Below are 23,004 nucleotides of genomic sequence, written 5' to 3'. Positions count from 1 at the left end.
AACACCAATTACGGACGCGAGATGGAGCAGCTTGGTAGCTCGTCGGGCTCATAACCCGAAGGTCGTAGGTTCAAATCCTGCTCTCGCAACCAATTCTTATTTGAATATTCTTCAAAAAACTTCCTAAAATAATCTATTCAGTACTTCAAACTGTTTTATGCATTGATCTCTATCAAATATTGTCGGGCTCAGCTTTTTATAACCCCTGGCGAAGGTCGTAGGTTCAAATCCTGCTTTTGTAGCCGACTTCTAGAATACCTTCAAAATCAAAAACACCTCCCATACAGAATTTAATAATTTAGTTTTTTACAAAACTAATTCAGTGAATTGATCTATTTGCTTTTCAAGCAAAGCTCGTCGGACTCAGTTCTTTATAAACCCTGGCGAAGGTTGTAGGCTAAAATCCTGCTCCCGCAGCCAATTCTTATTTGATGACTCTAAAAAAACTCCCTGAAATAAATTATCCAGCACCTCAACTGCTTTATGTATTGATCTCTATAAATATTGTCGGGCTCAACTATTAATAAACACTGATGAAGGTTTTAGGTTCAAATCCTGCTCCCGCAGCCAATTTCTAGAATACCTTCAAAAGATGCTGGATGACGTTACTAGGTACAGCCGGCACTATTCATGTCCTGAAAATATGATCCTTTAAGAATAGTTAATAGCAAATCCAATAATTTTTTATTCATTTATGCTGGTTAAAATGAATGTTAGCTTCGTTATTGATTTTTCAATTAGAACAGGTAGTTACTGCAATCAATGCCTTGCTTTTATCCATTTCCCCTATGCCTAAATAGTCCATCTAATTAATGAAATTGGTATAAGTTGAACGGCTGCAATTATTTGTTCAAATAATGTCATCAATCGCGCTGTTGACAATGGTAGAGAGCTTAGCTTTTTAACAGTTAACAGCAGTTAATAAGAGTCATAAAAAAACGCTTCGTTTTTGAAGCGTCTTTTTACTTTAAGTGAATTTATGAGTTGGCTGACAGCTGGTTATTAACGGTTAAAGACGGCGCTTCAGCAGACTTGCTGGATCTGCTGATCACCAGACGGAATACCGCAGGTACAAAATAGAATGAGATCATTGTTGTCAGCAGCGTGCCGCCGGCGATAGCCACTGCAAAGGGCGGCCAGAAACCACCACCCGCTAGAATCAGCGGTAAAAAGCCGCCGATAGTGGTGATAGTGGTTGAGGTGATATGCCTTGTACAGCTCATCACCGCCTCTAATATCGCCTGTGCTTCGCCCGACATGGCTTTCGGACTGGCTTTTAGTTCGGCTAGAATAACAATGGCCGCATTAATCGCTAATCCCACTAACCCTAATAAACCAATGATTACGGTAAAACCAAACGGGTAACTAAAAATCCACACCGAAAGCAGTCCTAAACCCGATGCTAAAAAGCCCACTGAAAAGATAATCAAACTTAAGCGGAACGAGTTAAATGACAGCACTACGACTACCACTAACAGGGTCATTACCATGGTAATATTGGCGAGCAGGTTGCCTACCGACTCATCACGTTCAGCGGACTCTCCGCCAAATTCAATGCGGTAACCTGCAGGAATAGTTTGTGCGTACTGCTCAAGGTTTACTTGAAAAATATCTAATGCGGTTTGCGGTAAAACTCCTGCACGCAGATATCCTTCAATCACGTTTACGCGCTGTCCGTTGCGGCGCGGAATGGCCCCCCGTGCCGGCGTTAATGATAAATCTGCTAAGGCTGATACCGGTAAACCCGCAAACTGACCGTTAGACTGGACAGGTAAGCGTAAGTTATTTAACTGTGCCATCTCCTGACGGCTTTGATCATTAACCCGTACTCGAACCGGAACTGATTCTGTGGCTTCGATAATATTACCGCTGACACTGCCCGTTAACGAGGCTTGTAATAAGGCCGCAAAATTATGGAGTGATAAACCGCTTAACTGGCTCGCTTCTTCATTAACATTAACCCACACTTTCGGGGTGCCTGCCTGCAGTGTTTCACGGGTATGTGAGACATTTTCTGTCTGCGCCATAATTAAACGGATATCTTCACCTACGGATCTTAATGTATCCAGATTCGGCCCGTATAAACGCACTTCTAACGGTGCGTTAAAGGGAGGGCCCTGCTCTAATTTACGCACCAGAATCTGTGCCTCGGGCAGCCGGGTATCGAGCTTATGCTGCAGATCGGGAATAATACGGTTTGTCGCTTTGTAATCCGTGGTTTTAATCATCGCCTGTGCAAAATTAGCAGAGCCGTTCTGGCCGCCTGTTAAGTTGTAGTAAAAAGAGGGGAAATTACCTCCGACTATCCAGTTACTATTTTCAATTTCCGGGTACTCTGCAATGATTCTATCGACTTTCCGGGTCATTGCCTGAGTGGCAAATATACTTGCCTGCGGCGGCATATATAATTGAATTTCAAACATGTCTCGGTCCGAAGGTGGAAAGAACTGCTCAGTTAACTGCGTCGCGCTCCAAAATCCGCTTAAGGGTAAAATACATACTGCCAGAGCCGTGAGTTTGGGATAATGAATCGCGTTGTTAACGGTTTTCTGAAAAGCACTGCTTAAAACTGGAAGTGATATGCCTGCCTGATACCAGCGTTGATTCTGCCGGCCGGCAGGTAACCAGCGAGCTGCAAAACCGGCGATAATTGTGTGCGAGATAATGTATGAGCCGATTAATGAAAACGATACAGTAATGGCGATTGCACCAACAAATTCTCCAGCAGATCCCGGCATTAAAATTATCGGACTGAAAGCTAATACAGTGGTCAGTGTTGAACCTAACAAAGGCACCCATAAATGTTTGACTGCTTTATTAGCCGCTTGTAATTTTTTGACTCCCTGCTGACGGTAATGCTGAATGGTATCAACCATTACAATCGCATTATCCACCATGATACCTAGAGCAACAATCAATCCGGTGACTGACATTTGGTTAATAGGCAAACCAGTGAATTTCATGGCGGCTAAGGTCATTAAACTGGTTAGCGGCAGTGAAAGTGCCACAATAACCGCTGAGCGTGCACCAAGAGTTAATAACAAAACTACTAAGATGATAGAAAAACCGACTAACAGATTTTCGCTTAGTTCAGCAAGACGTGTTTCGGTATAACTCTGCTGTTCAAACAAGACCGATACTTTGATATTACTCGGCAGCTCTTCCTGAAAGTCCGCTAAGAAAGTATTCACTCTATTTGACCATGAATCTACACGTAAATGCGCCTGCATACGTGTTGCGACAATGACTGCCGGTTTACCTTGCACTATGGCTATTTCAGATGGTGGAGAGACTGCGGTGCGTGAAATGTCTGCAATATCCTGCAGGCGGATTAAATGCCCGTTATCATCAATTTCAAGCGGCACGCGTCGTACGCGGTCTAAAGAGTCTAATGAGTCAGCAACTTCTAGTGCAAAACGGTTATTGTCGTTAACTAATTCACCGGCAGCATTTTTAGCATCAGCGCCGGCAAGGGCATTTGCAATACTTAGAGCTGAATTACCCAATGCGCTGGCGGCGGCCGGATCCATGCTCACTAAAATCTGCTCTTCTGGTAAACCGTATTCGTCAACAAATTCAGTACCGCTGATATTACGCAGGCGATTACCTAACTCAACGGCGTAGCGGCGCAGGGTTAAAAGATCTGCACTTGAATCACTTTGCCAGGTTAATGCCGTGGTGATGGTAAATGCATACGCATGATCGTCATCAAGCTCTGAGGTTAAAGCGCCGGCGGGTAATAAAGGTTTTACATCGCTTAGTTTGTCGCGTGCCAGGGACCAGACTGGTTGAGACTCCATTACATCGTCTTTAAGCTGGATAGTAACAACCGAAATCCCCGGACGGGATACCGAAGACAATGTTTTAATTTCATCTAACTGCCTTAAGCTGGTTTCTACTTTTTCTGTTACTAACGCTTCAACACGCTCGGCGGTTGCCCCGGGAAAGGCTGTGGTTACGACGGCTGTACGGTTTTTTATTATAGGATCTTCAGCGCGCGGTAAAGAGCTTAGTGACGAGAAACCACTGACAATTAATAACGCGACGGCTAAAGCTAATAAACGGGTATTACCAATAACGGCCTGCATTAGTTCACCTCGTTAGTTGTGGTTGCCGAAGCCTGGTTATGGCTTAACTGTACATTTTGTCCGGGTACTAAACGGTGTAAACCATCAGCAGCTAACAGCTCGTTATCACTTACTGCGCCGCTGATATAAGCCTGCTGTCCGTCTGCATACAGCACCTGTACAGTGCGCCGCTGCACTTTGTAGCTGTTATCTTCATTAGTGGTCAATGCATAGACATTCCAGACGCCGCGCAGTCCGTCGGTCATCGCGGTTAAGGGGACCCAGTAACCTGCCTGCTGGTGTTTATCTGCGAACTGCAGATATACCAGTTCACCATTAATAACATCAACTGAGTCGGGTAATGCAAAGCGCAGGGTAACCATACGAGATTTAAGATCCACCTGTGCGCCCGGGTTTAACAGGGAGGCTAAAACCTGCTGCTGACCGATGCGCAGCGGCCATTTTTGCTGCGCGGCATCTGAACGCTGTGACTGCTCTTTGATACGCATGAGCTGTTTAGCTGGAATACCTATCTGCGCTTCGCGGTCTTGACCGGCCAGCAGAGTAAAGGTTGGTGTGCCGGCATTAACTACATCTCCTTTAGAGATAAAACGCTCGCTGATAGTACCGGAGTAGGGGGCATAAATAGTGGACTTCTGCTGCTGCAGAGCATTTGCACTTAGGGCTGCTGCCAGTTGGCGATAGTTTGCCTGCAGTGCTTTACGCTGACTGAATAAATTATCGATTTCTGAATCGGCGCTGAAGCCTTTTTTCTTTAATGAACGCTGGCGTTTTAAATTGGCATCAACCAGATCTAACTGCGCGGTAATTTGTGCCTGCTGAGCAGTCAGCTGTTCGGCGGTGGTTTTTAATAACTGGGTATCGAGTATGATTAATGCATCGCCCTCCTGCACCTTATCACCTATATCTACATATAATCCGGCAATTTTCCCGCCAAGTTCAAAGCCTAATTTAGCCTGCTGTCCCGCATGTACTAATCCCACATATTCGCGCATCACAGTGTAATTTTCTGCACCAGTAAGCTGCAGGCTGTTTACGAGCGTTAACGGGGAAGCAGTATCGGTTTTAACTGACTTTGAAACAGGGTTATTACAACCGCTGATCAGGCTGACTAACAAAAATAAGAGGATTGTGCTGCGTTTTGTTATCCATTGCATTGTAATTTTCCTTGAATAGAATATGCTAAACTAAAACAAACTAGACTCATCAGTCCATATTGGTTAAAGTATACCCAATCAAACTGGACTGTCTAGTCCAGTTTGTGTGAAAGTTAAAATAAATTATCTAGCGGTGGTGAATAAAGTGTTAAGTCCTAGAAGTGAACAAAAGCGTGAGCAGATCTTAAAAGCTGCCGGTGAGTTATTTATTGAGCATGGTTACGCCGTCAGTATGAGTGCCATCGCAAAGCAGGCAGATGTCTCTAAGCAGACGGTTTATGCGCATTTTAAAACCAAAGATGAATTGTTTGAAACCTGTATCAAAGGCAAGTGCGCCGCGAATCAAATAGACGCTGACTTACACGCTGATCCTCGTCCTATTAAAACTGCTTTATGTGAATTTGCTTTTCGTTTTCAAAGTATGTTACTGAAAGAAGGGCCGCAAAAAACCTTTAAAACAGCAGTTAGTCAGCTAGATAGTCATCCAGAGTTAGCGGCTGTTTATTTAAGTGCGGGCCCTAAAAATGCAGTAAACATGCTGTCGAAATATCTGCAGCTTAAAGTCGACAGCGGTGAATTGAAAATTGATATTCCACTGCAGGATGCCGCCATGCAGCTGCTGCTAATGTTCCACGGCCGCGCCGTATACTGGGCATATTTAGGTGAAACGACAGGAGAAACAGAGCAGCAGCGTCAAGATTATTTAGACAATTGCGTTGACGTGTTTTTAGCCGCCAATAAAACATAAATAAGTTTAACAGCGGCCACTGCACATTTTTAGAGAGGTGAACTTTGCAGGTTATTTTCGTACATGGAATGGGGCGTTCGCCGTTATCTGGTGTGCGGTTATTATGGGATCTGAAACGTAAAGGTTTCAATACATCAGCTTTTGCATACATGGTCAGTTTCAGTGACTTTGAATCTATTAGAAACAGACTTGTTAAAAAAGTTATGAAAGCAGCGCAGAAGGGAGAGTATGTACTTATCGGTCACTCTCTTGGCGGGGTCTTGATCAGGTCTGCGCTAGGTGTATTACCTGAAAACATTAGAAGAGCCCCCGGAAGACCGATAATTGTAAACTCTCTTGCATCTGCTGTTGTTGATATCAGAAGTGACACACATATAAAAAATAAACAGCGAATGTTCATTTTGTCTTCCTTGACAATTGCAGATACGCACTCAAATGCGCATGTTTACTGTAAAACAGAGAATATAACATTACAGGCAAGTAATTGTTATTTAAATAAATATTAAGAAAAACTGTGCACTTTGCAGGTGCATATAATTATTACCGTAAGCGCATGGCTGTTAGCCTGATAATGATCAATAATGGCTGCTGTGATAAAGCAGGCTTTAACGCTGCTGTTCTTTTACATGCGGATCTGAATAGCGGAAAGCATGTTTAATGAGCTTTTCTACCTCTGACGGTTTAGTTTCTGAGGTGACCAGTTTAAACTCGCCGGAATAGACTACCGGAACTAACTCCTCTTTTTTCTCAAGCACAAGTTTGACGGCTTCTGCCATCGCGACGCCGCTGTCATCATTCATGCGCATTACTGTAACATCTAATTCGCCTTTAGCCAGCGCCTGCAGCTCCATCGTTCCGCCGCCCCAGCCGTTAACTTTAATATCTTCTCTGCCGAGTCTCTGCAGTGCTTTGCTTGTGCCGATAGCAATATCGGTTGCACTTGCGTAAATAAAATTAAGATCCGGGTAAAGATCGACTAAATTCAAAGTATTGCTGCGCGCAGAGCCCTGAGAGGCATCCGTATAAACGTGACTTAGCAGTTCAAAACGGGAATTTTTCTCCAGCATAGTAATAAAACTGTTTCCCCTTACTTTGCTGATATAACCGGGATAGAAGTTGTTAACGGCATATTTAGTTTTGCCGGAAAAGGTTTTTTTAAAATATTCGGCAAGTATTTTTGTACCGCTTTCATGATCAAAGCCGACATAAAGCAGCGGCTGATTTTTATGCCAGGATTTTACCGGGTTAGTAACATTCTGAACAATTATACGTGTCTTTTTCTGGTTTAAAATCCTGCGGGTAAAATTACGATCCGGAGCCGTATCCAGTGTCAGAATAATAAAGTCGGGATTCTCTGACAGGGCCCGCTGCATTAGCTTACGTTTCTGCGCTTCCTGACTGTTCGCTTTGGTATCATAGCTTTTTATTTTGTATTTTATGTTCAGCTCATTCAGGCGTTCTGTAAAAGCGGTTCGATTGCGGCGCCAGTAATCGGAAAGCTGACGGCTGGGGGTGATAAAGTAGATAAAAACAGGTTTATCTTGTGTATAAGATAAAGGAGCTGGTGGATTTCGGACTATATCCGAAAATGATTCGCTGAGCTCCTGTTGATAAGGGTATTCCTGCCAGTACTCATTAAGAGACCAGAAATCTGCACGGGAATGAACCTGTGTAGTGCATAGCAGAAATAGAGATATTATGGTAATACGCAGCATATTCAGCACCTTATCTAATATTTGTTAGAGCATAGCTTAATATGAAATTGTTGCCATCGCAGAGCTGCTGTCACTTAAAAACAGTGATCTTTATAAAGATAATTTATTTTTTAAGGAAGGGGGAGTTAACTGTTATTACACAGAGTGAAATTAAGACTGCATGAAAAGGTACGGGGAAGAAGGGTAACTACCATATCAGAAAGGGCGACTGTGTATAATGGTAATTACCCGGAAAATAAACCAGGTTAATATCCGAATTAACCTGGTTATTATTAGGTAACTTTATTAAGCAGGTTTAGCGTCTGCTTTTAAGCTGCCTGATTCATTACCAATGGTTGCTAAGTAAGCTTCCATATCTGTTTTAAGGTTATCAGACTTAGTACCGAAGATAGCTTGAACACCATTACCAGAGATAACAACACCCGCAGCACCTAGTTTCTTCAGCTCAGCTTTGTCGACTAGTGCAACATTGTGAACGCTGATACGTAAACGTGTAATACATGCATCTAAGTTTTCAATGTTAGCTTTGCCGCCGAATGCCGCTACAAGAAGAACCGGGATTTCAGAGCTGCCTAGTTGAATCGCTTCTTCAGCTTCTTCCTCTTCACGACCTGGAGTTTTAAGGTCTAGCGCTTTAATTACAACACGGAATACTGTGTAGTAAAGAGCTGCATAAACAAGACCGATAACAATGAAGTAAATCATTTTTTCAGCGTTTGCAGAAAGAACTAAGAAATCAATTAAACCATGCGAGAAAGAAGTACCGTGAACCATACCCAGCATGTTAGTTACAACAAATGCAGAACCAGCAAGTAGAGCGTGCACTGCGTATAATACTGGTGCTACGAATAGGAATGCAAATTCGATCGGCTCAGTAATACCTGTTAGGAATGAAGTTAACGCGGCAGATGCCATGATACCCATTACTTTAGCGCGGTTTTCCGGCTTAGCTGCGTGTGCAATTGCGATTGCAGCAGCAGGAAGACCAAACATTTTAAACATGTAACCACCGGCTAGTTGACCGAAACCGTTACCAGCAGCACGAGTTGCATCATCAGCAGACAGGTAACAAGTTAAAATACCGTTAAGCTGTTCGCCTGTTGCACTTGTACAAGAGCCTGCTTCAAAGAAGAAAGGTACGTTCCAGATATGGTGAAGACCGAATGGAATTAATGAACGCTCAACTACGCCGTAAATACCAAATGCAACCGTTGGGTTCTGGTGTGCTGCCCAGTCAGAGAATGCCGCGATACCAGAACCAATTGGAGGCCAGATAACTGCAAGCACTGCACCCATAATGATAGCTGATAAGCCGGTCATGATTGGAACCGCACGTTTACCAGCAAAGAAACCTAAGTAGTCAGGTAATGTGATGTTGTAGAATCGGTTAAACATGACTGCTGCAATACCACCGGCGATGATACCGCCTAGTACACCTGTGTTTGCACCAGGTGCCAGTGTTTCAATTGTCTGCATCATGATGTAGTAACCTACAGCAGCGGCAAGACCGGCAACACCGTCATTTTTTGTAAAACCTAGGGCAACACCAATGGCGAATAATAACGCCATGTTACCAAATACAGCACCACCGGCTTGTTCCATCAGTTGTGAAACAACTTCCGGTAGTACGCTGAATTTAGCCGCACCTACACCCAGCAGAATACCGGCTATCGGTAATACTGATACAGGAAGCATTAATGACTTCCCTACTTTTTGCAAACTTCCAAATATGTTCATAACAACTCTCCAGTTAGTTTTTGTAGTAAAAATTGAACGCCTTTAAATTTAGTGGGGCAAGTATATCGGAGGTAAAAACAGTTTTTTGATGGAGTTATCATGTTATTCATTAAGTTACAATTGTTTACATACTCGGGGGCTTTGTTACTTTTTCTTACGAACTTGTGGTTGAAAATTAAGCATTTCTGTTCTATGGGCGGGGAGGCCGCTGCTGTTGAGCATATTCAGCTGCTGATTGATAACCGGCCGTTTGAAAATGACCGGTTAAAATATCTGTGCCTTATAAACCTTCCCATGCCTGTTTTTTCCGGTAGATTGTTGACGGGCTGACATCCAGCAGGGCGGCCGCTTTGGGAATATTTCCATTACAAAAGTTAATCGCATTCTCTATTGCATCTTTCTCTACATCTGCTAGTGGTTTGACTGGGGAAAAGGAATCACTTTTACTCGTTTCACTCTTCTCATAGGACTGTGATACTTTAGTTACAATGCTCTTATCTGTCTGCGTACTTAAAGGAGCGGGAAGATGAGATAATTTAACCAGCTGATCGTTATGTAGAACTACAATATTGCGAATGACATTCTGCAGCTGCCGGACGTTACCCGGCCAGTTATAATGATGGATTAGGAAATCTTTGACTTCAGGTGAAAAAGCAGTAAATGCTTTACCTTCTTCTTGTGCATAATCAGTCAGGAAACTGGCCGCAATTTCAATAATATCATTACCGCGTTCCCGTAAAGGCGGAAGCTGCAGCGGCAGTACATGCAGACGGTAGTAAAGATCTTCCCGAAAGCGTCCGCTGGCTACATCATCCAGGGGATTGCGGTTAGTGGCACAAATAAAGCGCACATCAACGGTTTCTAATTTATTACTGCCTACTTTTTTAAAAGTACCTGTTTGTACAAAGCGTAATAGTTTGGTCTGCAGATCTAAATCCATTTCGCAAATTTCATCTAAAAACAGGCTTCCTCCATCTGCCTGCGCCGCTGCTCCCTTGCGGTCTGAAAATGCACCAGTAAATGAGCCTTTTACATGACCAAATATTTCGCTTTCCATCAGGTCGCGTGGAATTGCGCCGCAGTTTAATGCAACAAACGGTTTTTTAGCCCGCGGCCCCTGTGCATGAACAGCTTCAGCACAAACTTCTTTACCTGTTCCGCTTTCGCCGGTGATAAAAACTGTCGCTTTACTTGGCGCTGCTGCATCAATAATTCGATAGACGGCCTGCATAGGCAGGCTGGAACCGATAAAACCGTGATAGCTTTTACGTTCAAATGTACTTTGGTAGTTATCCAGCAGACTCTGCAGACGCGCCTGTTCAAGCAGATTTTTAACAGAGGTTTTCAGTCTGCCTGCTGTCACTGGTTTTTCCAGAAAGTCATCTGCTCCGCTACGCATCATATCGACAGCGACATCAACGGAACTGTGTGCCGTGATAACAATGACAAAACAGGAAAATTTTTCCTGTTTCATCCAGTTGAGAATATCCAGCCCGTCCATATCGGGCAGTTTATAATCAAGCAGTATTAGATCCGGCGCTGTTTCTTTAATAAACTCCTGCATCAATAAACCGGTACTAACTACCGACAGATCAATGCTCTCGTTTTTTAAATATTGTTCATACAATCTTGCCTGGGGAGCCGAGTCTTCCACGATTAATACTTTAGGTTTATCACTCATTAATACCGCCTGTATGATTAAGTTCTTTTAAAATCCCTGCTGAGCACGCTCTGTCAGCCGGCTGAATGATTTGTCAGCTGTCTCTGGCAGCAGCATTGCCTGCTCAACTGCCTGCTGGTAATCCTGATTCCTGCAAAGTTGCTCAACGTTTCGACACAACGAGTGCAGCTTCGTATTGCCGTGTGCGGCTGCACTGCTGCCGACTGTATGTGTTTCAAATTCTAAGGTGCTGAAATCTTGTCTACTGACAGCTTCCTGGATCAGCTTCATTCTTATCTGACTGTCTTCTATATACATTTTTATTAATTCCGGCACTATCTCTGCATCGGTATCCCGTACCAGCTGCTCCAGTACGGCTTCATCCACAAAATCATTCTGCTTCTTCTGGATGACTGCCTCGCTGCTAGAACTGCTCTGTTTCTGTGTCTCTATACCTTCGGTCCAGTGTGCAATACAGCTTAAAACCGCTGTTCTGTCTATCGGTTTGCTTAGATAGTCATTCATGCCGGCCTGTAAAAAACGATCTTTATCGCCGCTTAAGGTATGTGCAGTGAGTGCAACGATAGGAATACAGCATGCGTCACATTTTAGTTTGCGGATCTCTGCTGTTGCTGTCATGCCGTCCATTTCCGGCATAGAGATGTCCATTAATACAATATCGTAAGGCAGATTTTGTACTGCCTCGACGGCTTCATAACCGTTAGAGACAACATCAACCTGTAGATCCGCAAATTCAAGAATGCTTTTAATAACCATTTGATTAGCCGGGTTGTCTTCGGCCAGAAGAATACGTGTACTGGCCTGCGGCTGTATCTGGGGTTGTATTAATGTATCTTTACTGCCGCCTTCAGCCGCGCTCTGCAGTTCGATAGTAAATTCAAAACAACTGCCTTTTCCAAGCTCACTGCTGACCTTAATATGGCCGTTCATCAGTGTTACTAGTCGTCTGCAGATAGCCAGACCTAAGCCTGTTCCTTCATACTTTCTGGAATGGGTCTGATCAACCATAGTGAACTCGTCAAACAGTGCTGCCTGATTCTCTTCGCGGATACCAATACCGGTATCAGTTACCTGAAAGCGTAGAATGATTTCTTCGCCGCAGATTGAATCAACAGAGGCGGCAACACTGATGCAGCCGTTGACGGTGAATTTAATCGCATTATTGATCAGATTGATTAGAATTTGTCTTATCCGGTCCGGATCGCCTTTTACAAACTGTGGAAGATCTGTCGACTGCTGCAGAGTTAGTTGTAATGACTTTTTATCTGCAAGATGCTGGAGCAGTTCATTGCAGTTTGCCAGTAACAGATGTAAATCAAACCTGCTATTTTCCAGTTCCAGTTTATCAATATCCATTTTGGTGAAATCGAGAATATCATTAATAATGGTCAGTAACAGCTCGCCGGAGTCGCGTGCTGTTGCAACCAGCTCTAGCTGTCTGCCGCTTAGACTGGTATCTTTGAGCAGCCCGAGAATACCCAGAACGGCATTCATCGGGGTGCGAATTTCATGACTCATCGCCGCCAGAAAGCGGCTTTTGGATTCATTACTTGCTTCCGCATCAAGGCGCGCCCGGCGTAAATTTTCTTCATTATGTTTTTGTTCACTGATATCCATAAAATGAGCAATATAGTGAGTGAGTGTACCCGCTGTATTTTTTACTGAAGAGATGTTCAGGTACTCAGGATATATTTCGCCGTTTTTACGTTTATTATAAATCTCGCCGCTCCATTTTCCCTGTTCAGCTAAGGCAGCCCACATTTCCTGATAATACTCTGCAGGGTGCTGGCCGGAGGATAAAATACGCGGATTTTTGCCTACAACATCAGCATTTTCATAACCGGTTATACGGGTAAAAGCTTGATTGGTACGAATAATATTGCCGGCTGCATTGCTGATAAAGATTGCTTCGCTGGATTCAAAGGTTTGAGCCGCCAGGCGTAATTCTGTTTCAGCTTGTAAGCGAGTGCTGATATCGCGAATAAAGGCGGTAAACATAGTACCCTGATCGGTTTCGATGGGGGAAATATTAATTTCAATGGGAAAACAGTGACCTCCTTTATGCTGCGCGGTCAGCTCAAAGCGTTGATTAAGAATAGATGAGTTTTTAGTGGTTAGAAATTGTTTAATCCCTTTCTGCAGAATGTGCTGCTTGTTCGAGGGAATGATAAAGTCCGCTAAATTTTGTCCGAATATTTCATCATGGCTCCAGCCGAAGATGTGTGCTGCTACCTTGTTGTAGTCAACTACTTTACCTGCTTCATTAATAGTAATTAAAGCGTCCAGAGAAGCACTGAGAATAGCATTATTTTTTGCTTGATTACTGTTGGCGATTGCGCTCATCTTTCTTTCTGCATCGATACTTCGCGACAGTTCTGAGTAACTTACTGCCAGGGTTGACGACATACTGTTAAAGGCATGGGCAACTTCTGCAATTTCATCTCTGCCGACTACCTCTATCTGATGTCCGGGGCCGGACTGGGTAATGGTTTCAGATGCTTTTTTTAACTGCAGCAGCTGCCGGGTCAGGTAGGTGCCCAGTACAAATGAAAAGACAGCAACCAGTGCAACTTCGAGGCTGGCTATTGCAATAGCCCAGCGCTGCGCTTCTGACAGAGTACGTTCAATAGGTTTAGTGGACAGTCCGATTTCAATAATACCGTAGACGCTGCTGCCTTCTGTTATTTCAATACGGATATCAAAGACCCCGTCCGTGACATCGGCAAGTCGGCTGTCTGGCTCATGCAGGCGGTACAGGGATTGCGGATCACCGCCTTCTGCTAATACATACTTATTGCTGCTGATTCTTGTATAGACAATATCCGGCGTATTCAGTATATCTTCAACAAAGCTTTCCAGTGTCGCCAGATCTGTAGAAAGAACCGCGTCTTTAACTGCTTTGCTGAAAAGTATTGAGGTTGTTTCTGCACGCTGTATTAACTGCTCTTCGTTAGAGCCGCTAAGGAAATTCAGTCCGCTAAAAACTAATACAATGAGCAGCACTGATTCGATCAATGCAATGCCGAGGATTGTTTTTAAGCGGAAGCTCATATTAATAGCTTAACAGGGTAAGTTTCAGTGCGCGGATATCATTCCAGTCGGAATCCTCTGCGCTTTCAAAACCTTTTATCTTAATATTGTTTAATAATTTTCTGCCCGTTGCATGCTCTTCCATTGTTGTTAAAACCTGTTGAATTTTTTGTGAGTTTTCGGCTTTTACTCTAGGGTGGACTGCAATCGCATGCGGTGTATAACCCTTAGTTGTCCATAAAATTCTTAACTGTTCGCGTATTTCCGGTGCGACATTTTTAAATGTGCGTACAACACCGCCGCCTGCGGGATAAATACCTTTAGCAACGGTGCGGTAAACAGAGTCATGTGAAGAAACATATTTCGCAGTAAAAGTGACTTGATCTGAAGCCAGGTCAGACTGAGTCAGTATGCTGGCGGCAAAAGCTGCCGGTGCCGGGAAGGCTAAGGTGCTATTTTCTAAATCATTGAGTGTTTTGATTTCACTGTTTTTAGCGACAACAATGATGCCCTTGATAGATTTATCTCGTGCTTTTGCTAATGCCTGATAACCGACAGATTTATTAAAAACAACGTAATGATACGGGTTCATATAAGCAATATCATATTCACCGGCGGCCAGGCGTTTTTCAAAGGTGGGAATATCAGGTGCGGTTGCAAAATCTATTTTTATACCGCTTTTACGGCTTATTTCTTCAAAAATCGGGTTCCATAACTGTGCCAGTTTACTGGCTGACTGCTGCGGTACTATGCCGAAGGTAAGGCTTTCCTGTGCGCTAATGAAGGCCGAATAAAGTAACAGAAAAAAGGTAAAGATAATCTTTTTCATGGTGGCATCCTTTTATGGCTTATTTTTTAAAATCTATTGAAGTTCTTGTTATTTCATTAATCCTTTTGATTTTTCATCGAGCTTCTGTAATGAGAAGGGTTTGAACATATAAGCGTCGGCACCCCGTGCGAAGGCGTCTTCTACGTCGCCGATTTTATTGTGCCCGGTGAACATCAGAACAGGAATATTTTTGGTTTTTTGTGTCTTTTTAAGTCTACTGAGCAGATCGATTCCTTGAATATCCGGCAGTGTCCAGTCGAGAATAATTAAATCCGGACGCTGCTTAGCTGCTTTAAGCAGCCCGTCTTTGCCATTATCTGAAATGACGATATCGAAACCTCTGTGTTTTTTCAAGTGGAAAGAAACCTGCCTCAGCAGAGTGCGATCATCATCAATGATAAGTACTTTTTTTTTATTATTTATAAACAGCATAGTTGCTCCTTAATAATTCGTAAACACTTGATCTGTATTTAATATTCAAGACTCAATGGGTTCTATTAAAAGTAACAGGGCATCGTCACTGGGCTGTGATCCTGTGATTTCATCAAATAATTTCATTACCTGCTGCAGTGCCTGTGCAATAGGAATATGAAGGGTGTCTAACAGTGCCTTGGTTATCAGGGTCTGCAGTCTGATCCGGGTTTCATTACTGTTTGCCGACTCAAAAAGGCCGTCTGTATATAGGGCAATGCGTTCGCCCTGATTAACGGTCAGCTCGGTATTTTTATAATGAGCATCTGCAAGTAATCCCGGTAAAATGCCCGCGGTTTTTAATGTTGTGATCTTTTGCGGTGAGATAAGCAGCGGGGCAGGGTGCCCTGCACTGGCGACACTTATATTTCCTCCGGATGACAGCTGCACCGAGCAGCAGGTTAATGTCACCTGTGAAAGCAGTTGATCGTGCATCGCGCAGTTAGACAGTTGTTCAAGCAGCTGTGCTGGACCGCAGCTGGTGTGCATCGACTGTATCAATCCATGTAGATAGCCGCCGTATGCATGAGAAAAGAATTTTGCGCTGTCGTCATGACCCATAATATCGCTTAGCAGCAGCTGAGTTTTACCTTCAAAGCGCTTATGCAGAAGCAGATCTCCACCACCGGAGCCGGTGTTCCGGCTTGCCGCCTGTAAGCGCCAGCCGTGAGAATTCTCTGGCAGGCGGGGTTTTAATGAAGCGCTGATGCGTTTATCAATGCGCTCGGTCAGGCGCTGATATACCTGTGTCGAGCGCCCAATAACACGCTGGATAATTTTCAATAACTGCGGTTTATTTACTGGTTTTATCAGGTAGTCATCAATACCCAGTTCAGCAGCCTGTTCCTGAACTATCTCATCCTCTTCCCCGGTAAGAAAAATAAAAGGAATCAGTTCACAGCTGCTGTGCTGATTGATTTTTTTACGCAGAGATAACCCGTTCATCAGCGGCATTTTTATATCGGATAAGACCAGATCTATCTGCTCAGTTTTTAACTGTTCAATAGCCTGATAGCCGTTAGCAGCAGTCACTACGTTAAATGTGTCTGTTAGATAAGTTTTATAGAGTAAACGCAGGCTGTTATTGTCTTCCACTATAAGAATTGTCTGCTGTTTATTTTGTTTTGGATATCTCCACAGCAGGCGCAGCTGATTGGGCTTATTACCTTTAACATAACGGCCGCCTTGAACATAGCACCCCGGAATGTAGCTGATTTTATCACTTTGAGCATGGAGCAGGGCAATGCCCCGGCCTTGCTCTATTTCACTGAATTCAGTTAAAAGATCATCATTAAGGTTTTCTGTCGGATCCCATGCACGGCTGTTATCAAAAATATCCAGCAGCCAGCCGTGAGCACCACGGCTGAATGTTATGCGGATCTGACTGGGTGTCGGCTGTGCATGTAACAGCAGATTTGTTACGTACTCAGAAAGGCACAGCAGCATATGCTGAGCTGTTGATGCATGCAGCGCCGACTCTTTTAATACCGCTTCCAGAGCATGACGAAGCTGACGAGGTGTTTCCCGGGTAACGGATGTCTGCAGTTCGAATAAATGATTATCCATATAGTTAGATTTCCAGGGTTAATAGAGGGTTGTTAACAAGAAACGTTTTTAAAGAGCAGCTCAGGCGGCTGAACAGCGCCGGCAGCCGCTCCGTTTCACGTAGTAATTCGTTTTTTAATGATGGATTGTCACGGTCATTAAGCACACAGCCTAAAAGCTGTGCACCTGCTCTATTGAGCTTATTCACTGCGCCGCTGACAGCCGCCTGATTAGTATGTCCGGCAAGTACAATTAAAACGGCTCCATCACAGGCGGCTGCTGCGCGCTCTGCCGGAATATTCTGCGCATTGATGCGGTTAACAGGAGAGGTATCAAGGATCACCGTATCATAGTGTTCCAGCCAGGTGCTGATACATTGCTCAAGCGTACCCGGCTGGCGCAGTTTAATAATATTTTCGCGTTTTAGCGGTGCTGTAATACCGGTCAGGACAATCGGACTTTCACTAGAGCTGATAAGCTGCGGCGCCGTTAACAGTTCGCTGTTTATCAGTTGAGTTGTTACTTCCCGACTGTCTGATCTGCTTAATGATCTGTTATCAATACTCAGCAGGCTTTGTATCGCCGGACGATAAAGGTTGAGATCGACCAGCAGTGTTGAATGTCCCGCAAGCAGGTTGCGCTGTGCTAATGCAAAAGCCAGGCTGGTTACTCCCTCTCCAGAATCTGCTGCGCAGACAGCTATCGAGCGCCCGGTGGTGCCGAGAACCTGCGAGTAAACCTGTTCGATTTCGATGTTCTGGTAGGGTATGTTCATTTTAGTACTCCTGCTGCCGACTCTGAGTCATTAGTAGATGCTGAATAAACCTGTGCTGCTTGCGAACCTTCAATATTCTGGCTGGTGCTGTTCATCATAGAAGTCCTATTAGTGCACCGAGTGCAACAACCTGGATCACGTCAGTCAGCCCGTTGCGGAATTTCTCATAAGCACTTTCACTGCGATAGGGGATATATACGGTATCTCCTGCGCGCAGCACCGGCAGATAATTAAAAGCGGCGCTGCGGCTGAATTCACCGAGATCAAAGCTGCGCGCCTGGTCTTTGCAGCAGGACAAATTAACCACGGTAATATTTTCAATATAAGCATCTTCCACTGTACCGCCGGCTTCTGCCAGCAGATCCAGCAGGGTCATAGTGTCATCGAAACGGTAGCGGCCGGGTTTATTAACCGCACCTAATACCCGTACCGTGCTCTCTTTCGACTGATCTAACCAGATACGGTTTTTCTCTGGAATATAGATGGCATCGCCGGTTTTCACGATAGGCAGTAAGCTGTCATCACCCGTTTCAAAATACAGTGCCAGGTCCAGTTTACTCACCCCTTTGTTTTTACTGTCTCTATGATTGATACGGATATTACGCAGATCGGCCTGATCGGTCGGGCCGTCAGCCGCTGAAAGAATATCCAGAAAATTCATTTCATTGGAAAACATATAACGGCCCGGCGCACCGACCTGACCGAAAATATAAATCGACTTTTCAGATGACTGGCGTACCCATTGAGATTTATTATTGCTGGGGTCCTGCGGCAGTTCCTGGATCATAATAGTGCTGCCGGCTTTGATAGCAGGCAGATTCTGATCACTTTGTCCTTGTTTGAGAAATGCGTTTAAATCAAAATTATAAACTTCGCCGGCACCGTTCTTTTGTGGAATAACTATCTCAATATTGCTGGTATCCGCACGTGGTGTCGGACCGCCAACGTGAGCGAGCAGATCCAGTAGTGACATTTCATCGGACCACTCAATACGCCCCGGACGAATAACTGCACCGATCACTCTGACTGCACGGTTGGGTGTTACTTTCAGCCAGGACTTTTCATTCATATCAGTTTTTTCGGGAACAAATATCGCATCTCCGGGTGAAATGGCTGGTGGTTTGCCGCCCCTGCCGCCTTCGGTATAAGCGCTCAGGTCAAAAGCGACAATGCTGGTATCTGCTTTAATAATACGTATCTGCCGGGATTCTGCGAAGCGTGTCGGACCGCCTGCATTAGCCAGGATATCCATAAATGTAGCGCCGTTTTTACTTTCATAAGCGCCTGGTTTAGCGACTTCTCCCATTACATAAACCATATGTGCGCCGCTTTTAATTTCTTCCTGCTGTTTCGGTACAAAGACAGTGGCTCCGGCGGTAATCTTAGGCAGATGTTTTTGATCACCTGTATCCAGGTATTCTCTGAGATTAAACAGAGCCGGTCTGCCCCGGGTAATCACGCGGATTTGTTCAACACCGGCGTAGCGTGTCACGCCGCCGGAGCCCATCAGAAGATCTACAATATCCATTGATTCACGATAAGCAAAGCTGCCTGGTCGATTAACTTCGCCGAACACTTTGATTGCATCACTATTATTAGCGGAATCACCGGCATTAGCCATTTCTGCCGGATTAAACTCGACTTCAACATTACCGGTCATTGGAGAAGCGGGAATAAACAGGGCATCCATTGATTTAAGCTCCGGCAGCAGCGTTCTATCACCACTGTCCAGATACTGCTTATAGTTAAATACCGTAGTGTTTTTATCGCGTATCAGTTGTATACGATCCAGTTGCGCGCCTGCACGCAGCCCGCCGGCTGCATAAATAGCTAACTGTATCGAGGCATCGGACTGCAGTGTGAACTCTCCAGGCTGAACCACATAACCTCGTACACTAATTATTAACTGTTTTTTGAGCAGGTAGACATTGAGATTTTCTATATCAACAAACAGCTTATCTAATTTACTGCTGACCAGAGAGGTGATCTCTTTGATAGACAAACCGGCAACCTGCAGCGCCCCTGCTTCAGGCAGGATAATTCGCCCCTGCCTGTCCACCTGAAAAGGTGTTTTTAAGGTCTGCTCTCCAGGCAGTGAAATCTGCAGCAGATCTCCGTTGTGAATTTTGTAATCCAGTGTATAGGCAGGCAGATCCGGTTGAACAAGGAAAAAAAGAATCAGCAGTAAACAGCTTTTAAATTTTTTAATAATCATTGTTGAGCCTCCTGCTGTGAATGATTTGTATTGATTAACTCAATAGTGACACGTCTGTTAACCAGTCTTACCTGCGGCTCACTGCCGGCAAATAACGGATCGCCTGAGCCGCTGCCGTTAACAAGGATATTGCCGGGATTCAGTCCGAATATCTGCAGATAACGCTCTACTTGTCTAGCGCGTTCGAGGGACAGTTTCAGGTTAGCGGATTTACTGCCTTTTGAGTCAGCATGACCGGTGAGTTTCAGGTGATATTGCGGATGCGGGCGAAGCATCTGGGTAACTTCAGACAGCTGGCCGATATATCTTGGATTAAGCTGTGATGAATTAAAAACGAACTGATTGTTATTATTTAATAACGACTCTATTTGCTCTATCTGCTCTTTACTCATTGCTTGTGCCTGAAGAAGATCAGCCGCTTTTAACTGTCTTTTTTGACCCGGCAGGCAGGTTTCCTGCATCTGTACGTAATTAAGGCGGCGCTCCAGGCGGTTCAGTTTATCGCGCTGTATAATCAGATCGTCGGCAGCATCGCTGTCTAGCCCTCCCTGCAGTTCTCGTGCAATACGCGCCTGGCGTATCTGAGCGGTACGTACAGATGCTGGAAAACAGATATCTGCGCCGGCTGCCAGCAGTGCATTTAAATGTCTGCTGCTTAACTGCTGTTCGAAATACAGTGCGTTTTCTAACCCGACTGGATGCTCCGGCATGCTGCTTAAATTATGCTCAGCGAACCCTCCCTGGCCTTTCGGGGCTCTGTTTGTACAGCCCGAAGCCGCCAGTAAAACGGCTATAGATAAAACGACCATTAATGCGCGCATCTTATTGTCTCCTGCTGTGCATCAGGGGTTATGGCCGGTGTCAGAGGGATTGCACAATCAATGCGCAGTAAGGTCATTAATTCCTGGGGCTGGCCCTGTACGCCGGTTATTTCCATTGAACGGCCTTGTTCTTTAAGGCGTTTAAACAGAAATACAATGGCGCCGATACCCGAAGAGTCGATAAAACTGATGCTGCTGATATCGAGGATTATATGATGGTGGTTTTGAGTGGTGATCTCTTCTAGATTCGGGCGTATTTTACTGCACCCGAGGGCATCCATTTCACCGCTTAACTTAACCATGAGATTGTTCTTAGCTGTATCAAACCGTTCAATATTCATAATTTCATCCATTTGCTGAGAAGATAGATGAGTTACTGCAGGGTTCGTGCCTAATGTGGTTTATTCAATTAAAACAGTTTGTTATGTGTTTTTGTGTGCGTTTTTAAGGTGTGTCTTTAAAGCTTTTTCGCATAATGCAAATCCTTTTGCAAAGGGGATTCAACAGCTAACTCAGTCAGCAGCAGAAGGTGATCAGAGCCTTGGACAGTCTGGTATTGTTTGTTTAAAACAGTAAAGGAGTCACTGACCAGACAGTGATCGATATATGCACTGCTAAGCATGCTTATCAGTTGATTAGCTGTGCTATAGGACCAGCTGGCAATATAGCCGAATCCTTCGGCGCTGTTTTTTAACAGAGTGTTTTTCTGGAAATATTTAAAGTTCGCGGACCAGGGCGTGCTGTTGAAATCACCGATGACAATCTTATAGGGTAAAGAGGAAGAGGAGACCTGCTCAACTGCATAAGCAAGCGTCGCGTTTCTTAACTGCCATAGTTTTTCTGTTCGCGGGGAGGCCGGATGCAGCGCATATATCTGTACCGGTAGGGCCGCTTCAGGGCTTTGAATAATAACTTCAAGAATATGACCGCCTTTATAACCGAGGTTATGGATTTTTTTTCAACAATCGGCCATCTTGAGAAAAGTGCCAAACCTGATGGCGTGGACTCTAAAGGAGCGATGCCGATAGAGTAGGGGTAATATTGTGAAAGCGCTTTTATCTGCTTATGCTGATGATCTGCAGCTTCCTGAAGTACAAGCACATCAAACTCAGGATCGCTTACTGTGGCTGTCAGCTTATCCAGATGCGGATTTTCATAGCGGATATTTAACTGTGCAATTTTTAACTGTATCGTGCTGGACAGCAGATGATTCTGCTGCTGTGTTTTAAATGACAGATATAACGGCTGCTGGTTATAGGCGATTATCATTAAATAAAACAATGCTGAGGCCAGTGTATATCTGTGGATATATTGAATATTTATTAATATAAGTAGTATCGCCAGTAGGGACCACTGCAGCTGCAGGCTGACTAAATTGTCTAACCACCATAATGAAACAGCAGCAGGCATGGCCGGCAGCAGAAGCAGGGTAAAAACAATAAGGTTAATCAGGTAAAAAGCATAGCGGGGCGGCAGATACTGATTAACCTTTGCGCGTTTAGCCATTGCATTTTATTACCGTTAAAACCGTCTTTAAAAAGATCTGCACATCTGTTTTCAGCCATGATAAAGGTGTGCTTATTGCCAGAGAATAAGCGTGATCAAAGGCGAGCTTTTGATCGAGATTATTGACGCTGCCTAAATAACTCTGGTTGATTTGTGCAAGTCCGGTTAAGCCGGGTAATACCAGATAGGTTCTTTCTCTGAAAAACGGCATTTTCTTTTCTATTTCGCAGGTTAATTCCGGTCTTTCCGGGCGCGGGCCGATAAGCGACATATCACCTGATAAAATATTAATCAGCTGCGGTATTTCATCAAACCTTGTTTTGCGTAAAAATTTTCCGACTCGGGTGATGCGCGGATCTGATTCTGATGCTAACAGTGCGACGCCGCCGGTTTCTGCATCTGTGTACATGCTACGAAATTTTAAAATACTGAATTGATGGCGAAAACCGAGTCTGGATCTGCCTAAGCGCTGCTGCTGATAGAAAACAGGGCCCTGGCTGTCTATTTTTATCAGCAGTGCAATAAACGGCAGTAAAGGCAGAAGCAAAAATATTAAACTTATTGAGAAAACCAGATCAAATAAACGCTTTCCATATTTTACTGCCGGGTGAATATAACCGTCAGCATTGCTTTTATAACGGTTATTTACAGCTGTTTCAGAGATATCTGCAGACATAATTTATTCC

At 44.3% G+C, this 23,004-nt stretch carries 18 protein-coding genes and 1 tRNA gene; 3 read left to right on the top strand and 16 right to left on the bottom strand.

The window, feature by feature from the left end; translation table 11 throughout:
• Positions 1-15 precede the first annotated feature (15 nt).
• A tRNA-Met gene (locus G337_RS0111025) sits at positions 16-92 on the top strand.
• 885 nt (positions 93-977) lie between these two features.
• On the opposite strand, the gene G337_RS26080 is transcribed toward G337_RS0111025, so the two are convergent.
• A complete protein-coding gene (locus tag G337_RS26080) occupies positions 978-4,088 on the bottom strand; it encodes an efflux RND transporter permease subunit (protein ID WP_051303168.1) in 3,111 nt (1,036 codons plus the stop codon).
• Complete coding sequence (locus G337_RS26075; protein WP_037027341.1) at positions 4,088-5,245, bottom strand: efflux RND transporter periplasmic adaptor subunit; 1,158 nt, start codon at positions 5,243-5,245, stop codon at positions 4,088-4,090. Before G337_RS26075 ends, G337_RS26080 begins: the two co-directional genes overlap by 1 nt.
• 145 nt (positions 5,246-5,390) lie before the next feature.
• Between G337_RS26075 and G337_RS0111010 the strand changes: the two genes are divergently transcribed.
• A complete protein-coding gene (locus G337_RS0111010) occupies positions 5,391-5,993 on the top strand; it encodes a TetR/AcrR family transcriptional regulator (protein ID WP_028863933.1) in 603 nt (200 codons plus the stop codon).
• A 44-nt stretch (positions 5,994-6,037) separates the two neighbouring features.
• Positions 6,038-6,499, top strand: a complete 462-nt coding sequence (locus tag G337_RS27695) for an esterase/lipase family protein (protein WP_211235802.1) — start codon at positions 6,038-6,040, stop codon at positions 6,497-6,499.
• A gap of 99 nt (positions 6,500-6,598) precedes the next feature.
• On the opposite strand, the gene G337_RS0111000 is transcribed toward G337_RS27695, so the two are convergent.
• The 14 genes from G337_RS0111000 to G337_RS0110930 all read right to left on the bottom strand — a co-directional run bounded on the left by G337_RS0111000 (position 6,599) and on the right by G337_RS0110930 (position 22,994).
• Positions 6,599-7,708 carry a substrate-binding domain-containing protein gene (locus tag G337_RS0111000; protein WP_028863932.1) on the bottom strand — a complete coding sequence of 370 codons (1,110 nt, stop codon included), beginning with the start codon at positions 7,706-7,708 and terminating at the stop codon, positions 6,599-6,601.
• Positions 7,709-7,993: 285 nt separating this feature from the next.
• Complete coding sequence (gene ptsG, locus G337_RS0110995; protein ID WP_028863931.1) at positions 7,994-9,445, bottom strand: PTS glucose transporter subunit IIBC; 1,452 nt, start codon at positions 9,443-9,445, stop codon at positions 7,994-7,996.
• A 280-nt stretch (positions 9,446-9,725) separates the two neighbouring features.
• On the bottom strand, positions 9,726-11,126 hold the full coding sequence (locus tag G337_RS0110990; RefSeq protein ID WP_028863930.1) for a sigma-54-dependent transcriptional regulator: 1,401 nt from the start codon (positions 11,124-11,126) through the stop codon (positions 9,726-9,728).
• Positions 11,127-11,153: 27 nt separating this feature from the next.
• Positions 11,154-14,177: a PAS domain S-box protein gene (locus G337_RS0110985; RefSeq protein WP_051303164.1), complete on the bottom strand. Its 3,024-nt coding sequence runs from the start codon at positions 14,175-14,177 to the stop codon at positions 11,154-11,156.
• A 1-nt stretch (position 14,178) separates the two neighbouring features.
• Positions 14,179-14,985 carry a phosphate/phosphite/phosphonate ABC transporter substrate-binding protein gene (locus tag G337_RS0110980; RefSeq protein WP_028863928.1) on the bottom strand — a complete coding sequence of 269 codons (807 nt, stop codon included), beginning with the start codon at positions 14,983-14,985 and terminating at the stop codon, positions 14,179-14,181.
• A 48-nt stretch (positions 14,986-15,033) separates the two neighbouring features.
• On the bottom strand, positions 15,034-15,417 hold the full coding sequence (locus tag G337_RS26065; RefSeq protein ID WP_051303162.1) for a response regulator: 384 nt from the start codon (positions 15,415-15,417) through the stop codon (positions 15,034-15,036).
• A 45-nt stretch (positions 15,418-15,462) separates the two neighbouring features.
• Entirely contained in the window at positions 15,463-17,022 is a 1,560-nt protein-coding gene (locus G337_RS0110970; protein ID WP_028863927.1) for a SpoIIE family protein phosphatase, read from the bottom strand.
• 4 nt (positions 17,023-17,026) lie between these two features.
• A complete protein-coding gene (locus G337_RS0110965) occupies positions 17,027-17,776 on the bottom strand; it encodes a P-loop NTPase family protein (RefSeq protein WP_028863926.1) in 750 nt (249 codons plus the stop codon).
• A gap of 94 nt (positions 17,777-17,870) precedes the next feature.
• Positions 17,871-19,991, bottom strand: coding sequence for an SLBB domain-containing protein (locus G337_RS0110955; RefSeq protein WP_037027339.1), 2,121 nt, complete (start codon positions 19,989-19,991; stop codon positions 17,871-17,873).
• Complete coding sequence (locus tag G337_RS0110950) at positions 19,988-20,812, bottom strand: OmpA family protein (RefSeq protein ID WP_028863924.1); 825 nt, start codon at positions 20,810-20,812, stop codon at positions 19,988-19,990. Before G337_RS0110950 ends, G337_RS0110955 begins: the two co-directional genes overlap by 4 nt.
• Entirely contained in the window at positions 20,800-21,153 is a 354-nt protein-coding gene (locus tag G337_RS0110945; protein ID WP_028863923.1) for an STAS domain-containing protein, read from the bottom strand. Before G337_RS0110945 ends, G337_RS0110950 begins: the two co-directional genes overlap by 13 nt.
• 116 nt (positions 21,154-21,269) lie before the next feature.
• Positions 21,270-21,677 carry an endonuclease/exonuclease/phosphatase family protein gene (locus G337_RS29550; RefSeq protein ID WP_425414431.1) on the bottom strand — a complete coding sequence of 136 codons (408 nt, stop codon included), beginning with the start codon at positions 21,675-21,677 and terminating at the stop codon, positions 21,270-21,272.
• Positions 21,635-22,318 (bottom strand): endonuclease/exonuclease/phosphatase family protein, encoded by a 684-nt coding sequence (locus G337_RS0110935; RefSeq protein WP_028863922.1) that lies wholly within the window; start codon positions 22,316-22,318, stop codon positions 21,635-21,637. The genes G337_RS29550 and G337_RS0110935 overlap by 43 nt, the downstream gene beginning before the upstream one ends.
• The gene (locus tag G337_RS0110930) at positions 22,311-22,994 is read right to left on the bottom strand and encodes a sugar transferase (protein ID WP_084605339.1); all 684 of its coding nucleotides are present in this window, start codon (positions 22,992-22,994) and stop codon (positions 22,311-22,313) included. The genes G337_RS0110935 and G337_RS0110930 overlap by 8 nt, the downstream gene beginning before the upstream one ends.
• Positions 22,995-23,004 lie beyond the last annotated feature (10 nt).

This window comes from Psychromonas aquimarina ATCC BAA-1526 (assembly GCF_000428725.1).
GTDB classification, from domain to species: Bacteria; Pseudomonadota; Gammaproteobacteria; order Enterobacterales; family Psychromonadaceae; genus Psychromonas; species Psychromonas aquimarina.
The sequence above is the reverse complement of the archived record's forward strand: the minus strand, read 5'-3'. Positions and strand labels throughout refer to the sequence as shown.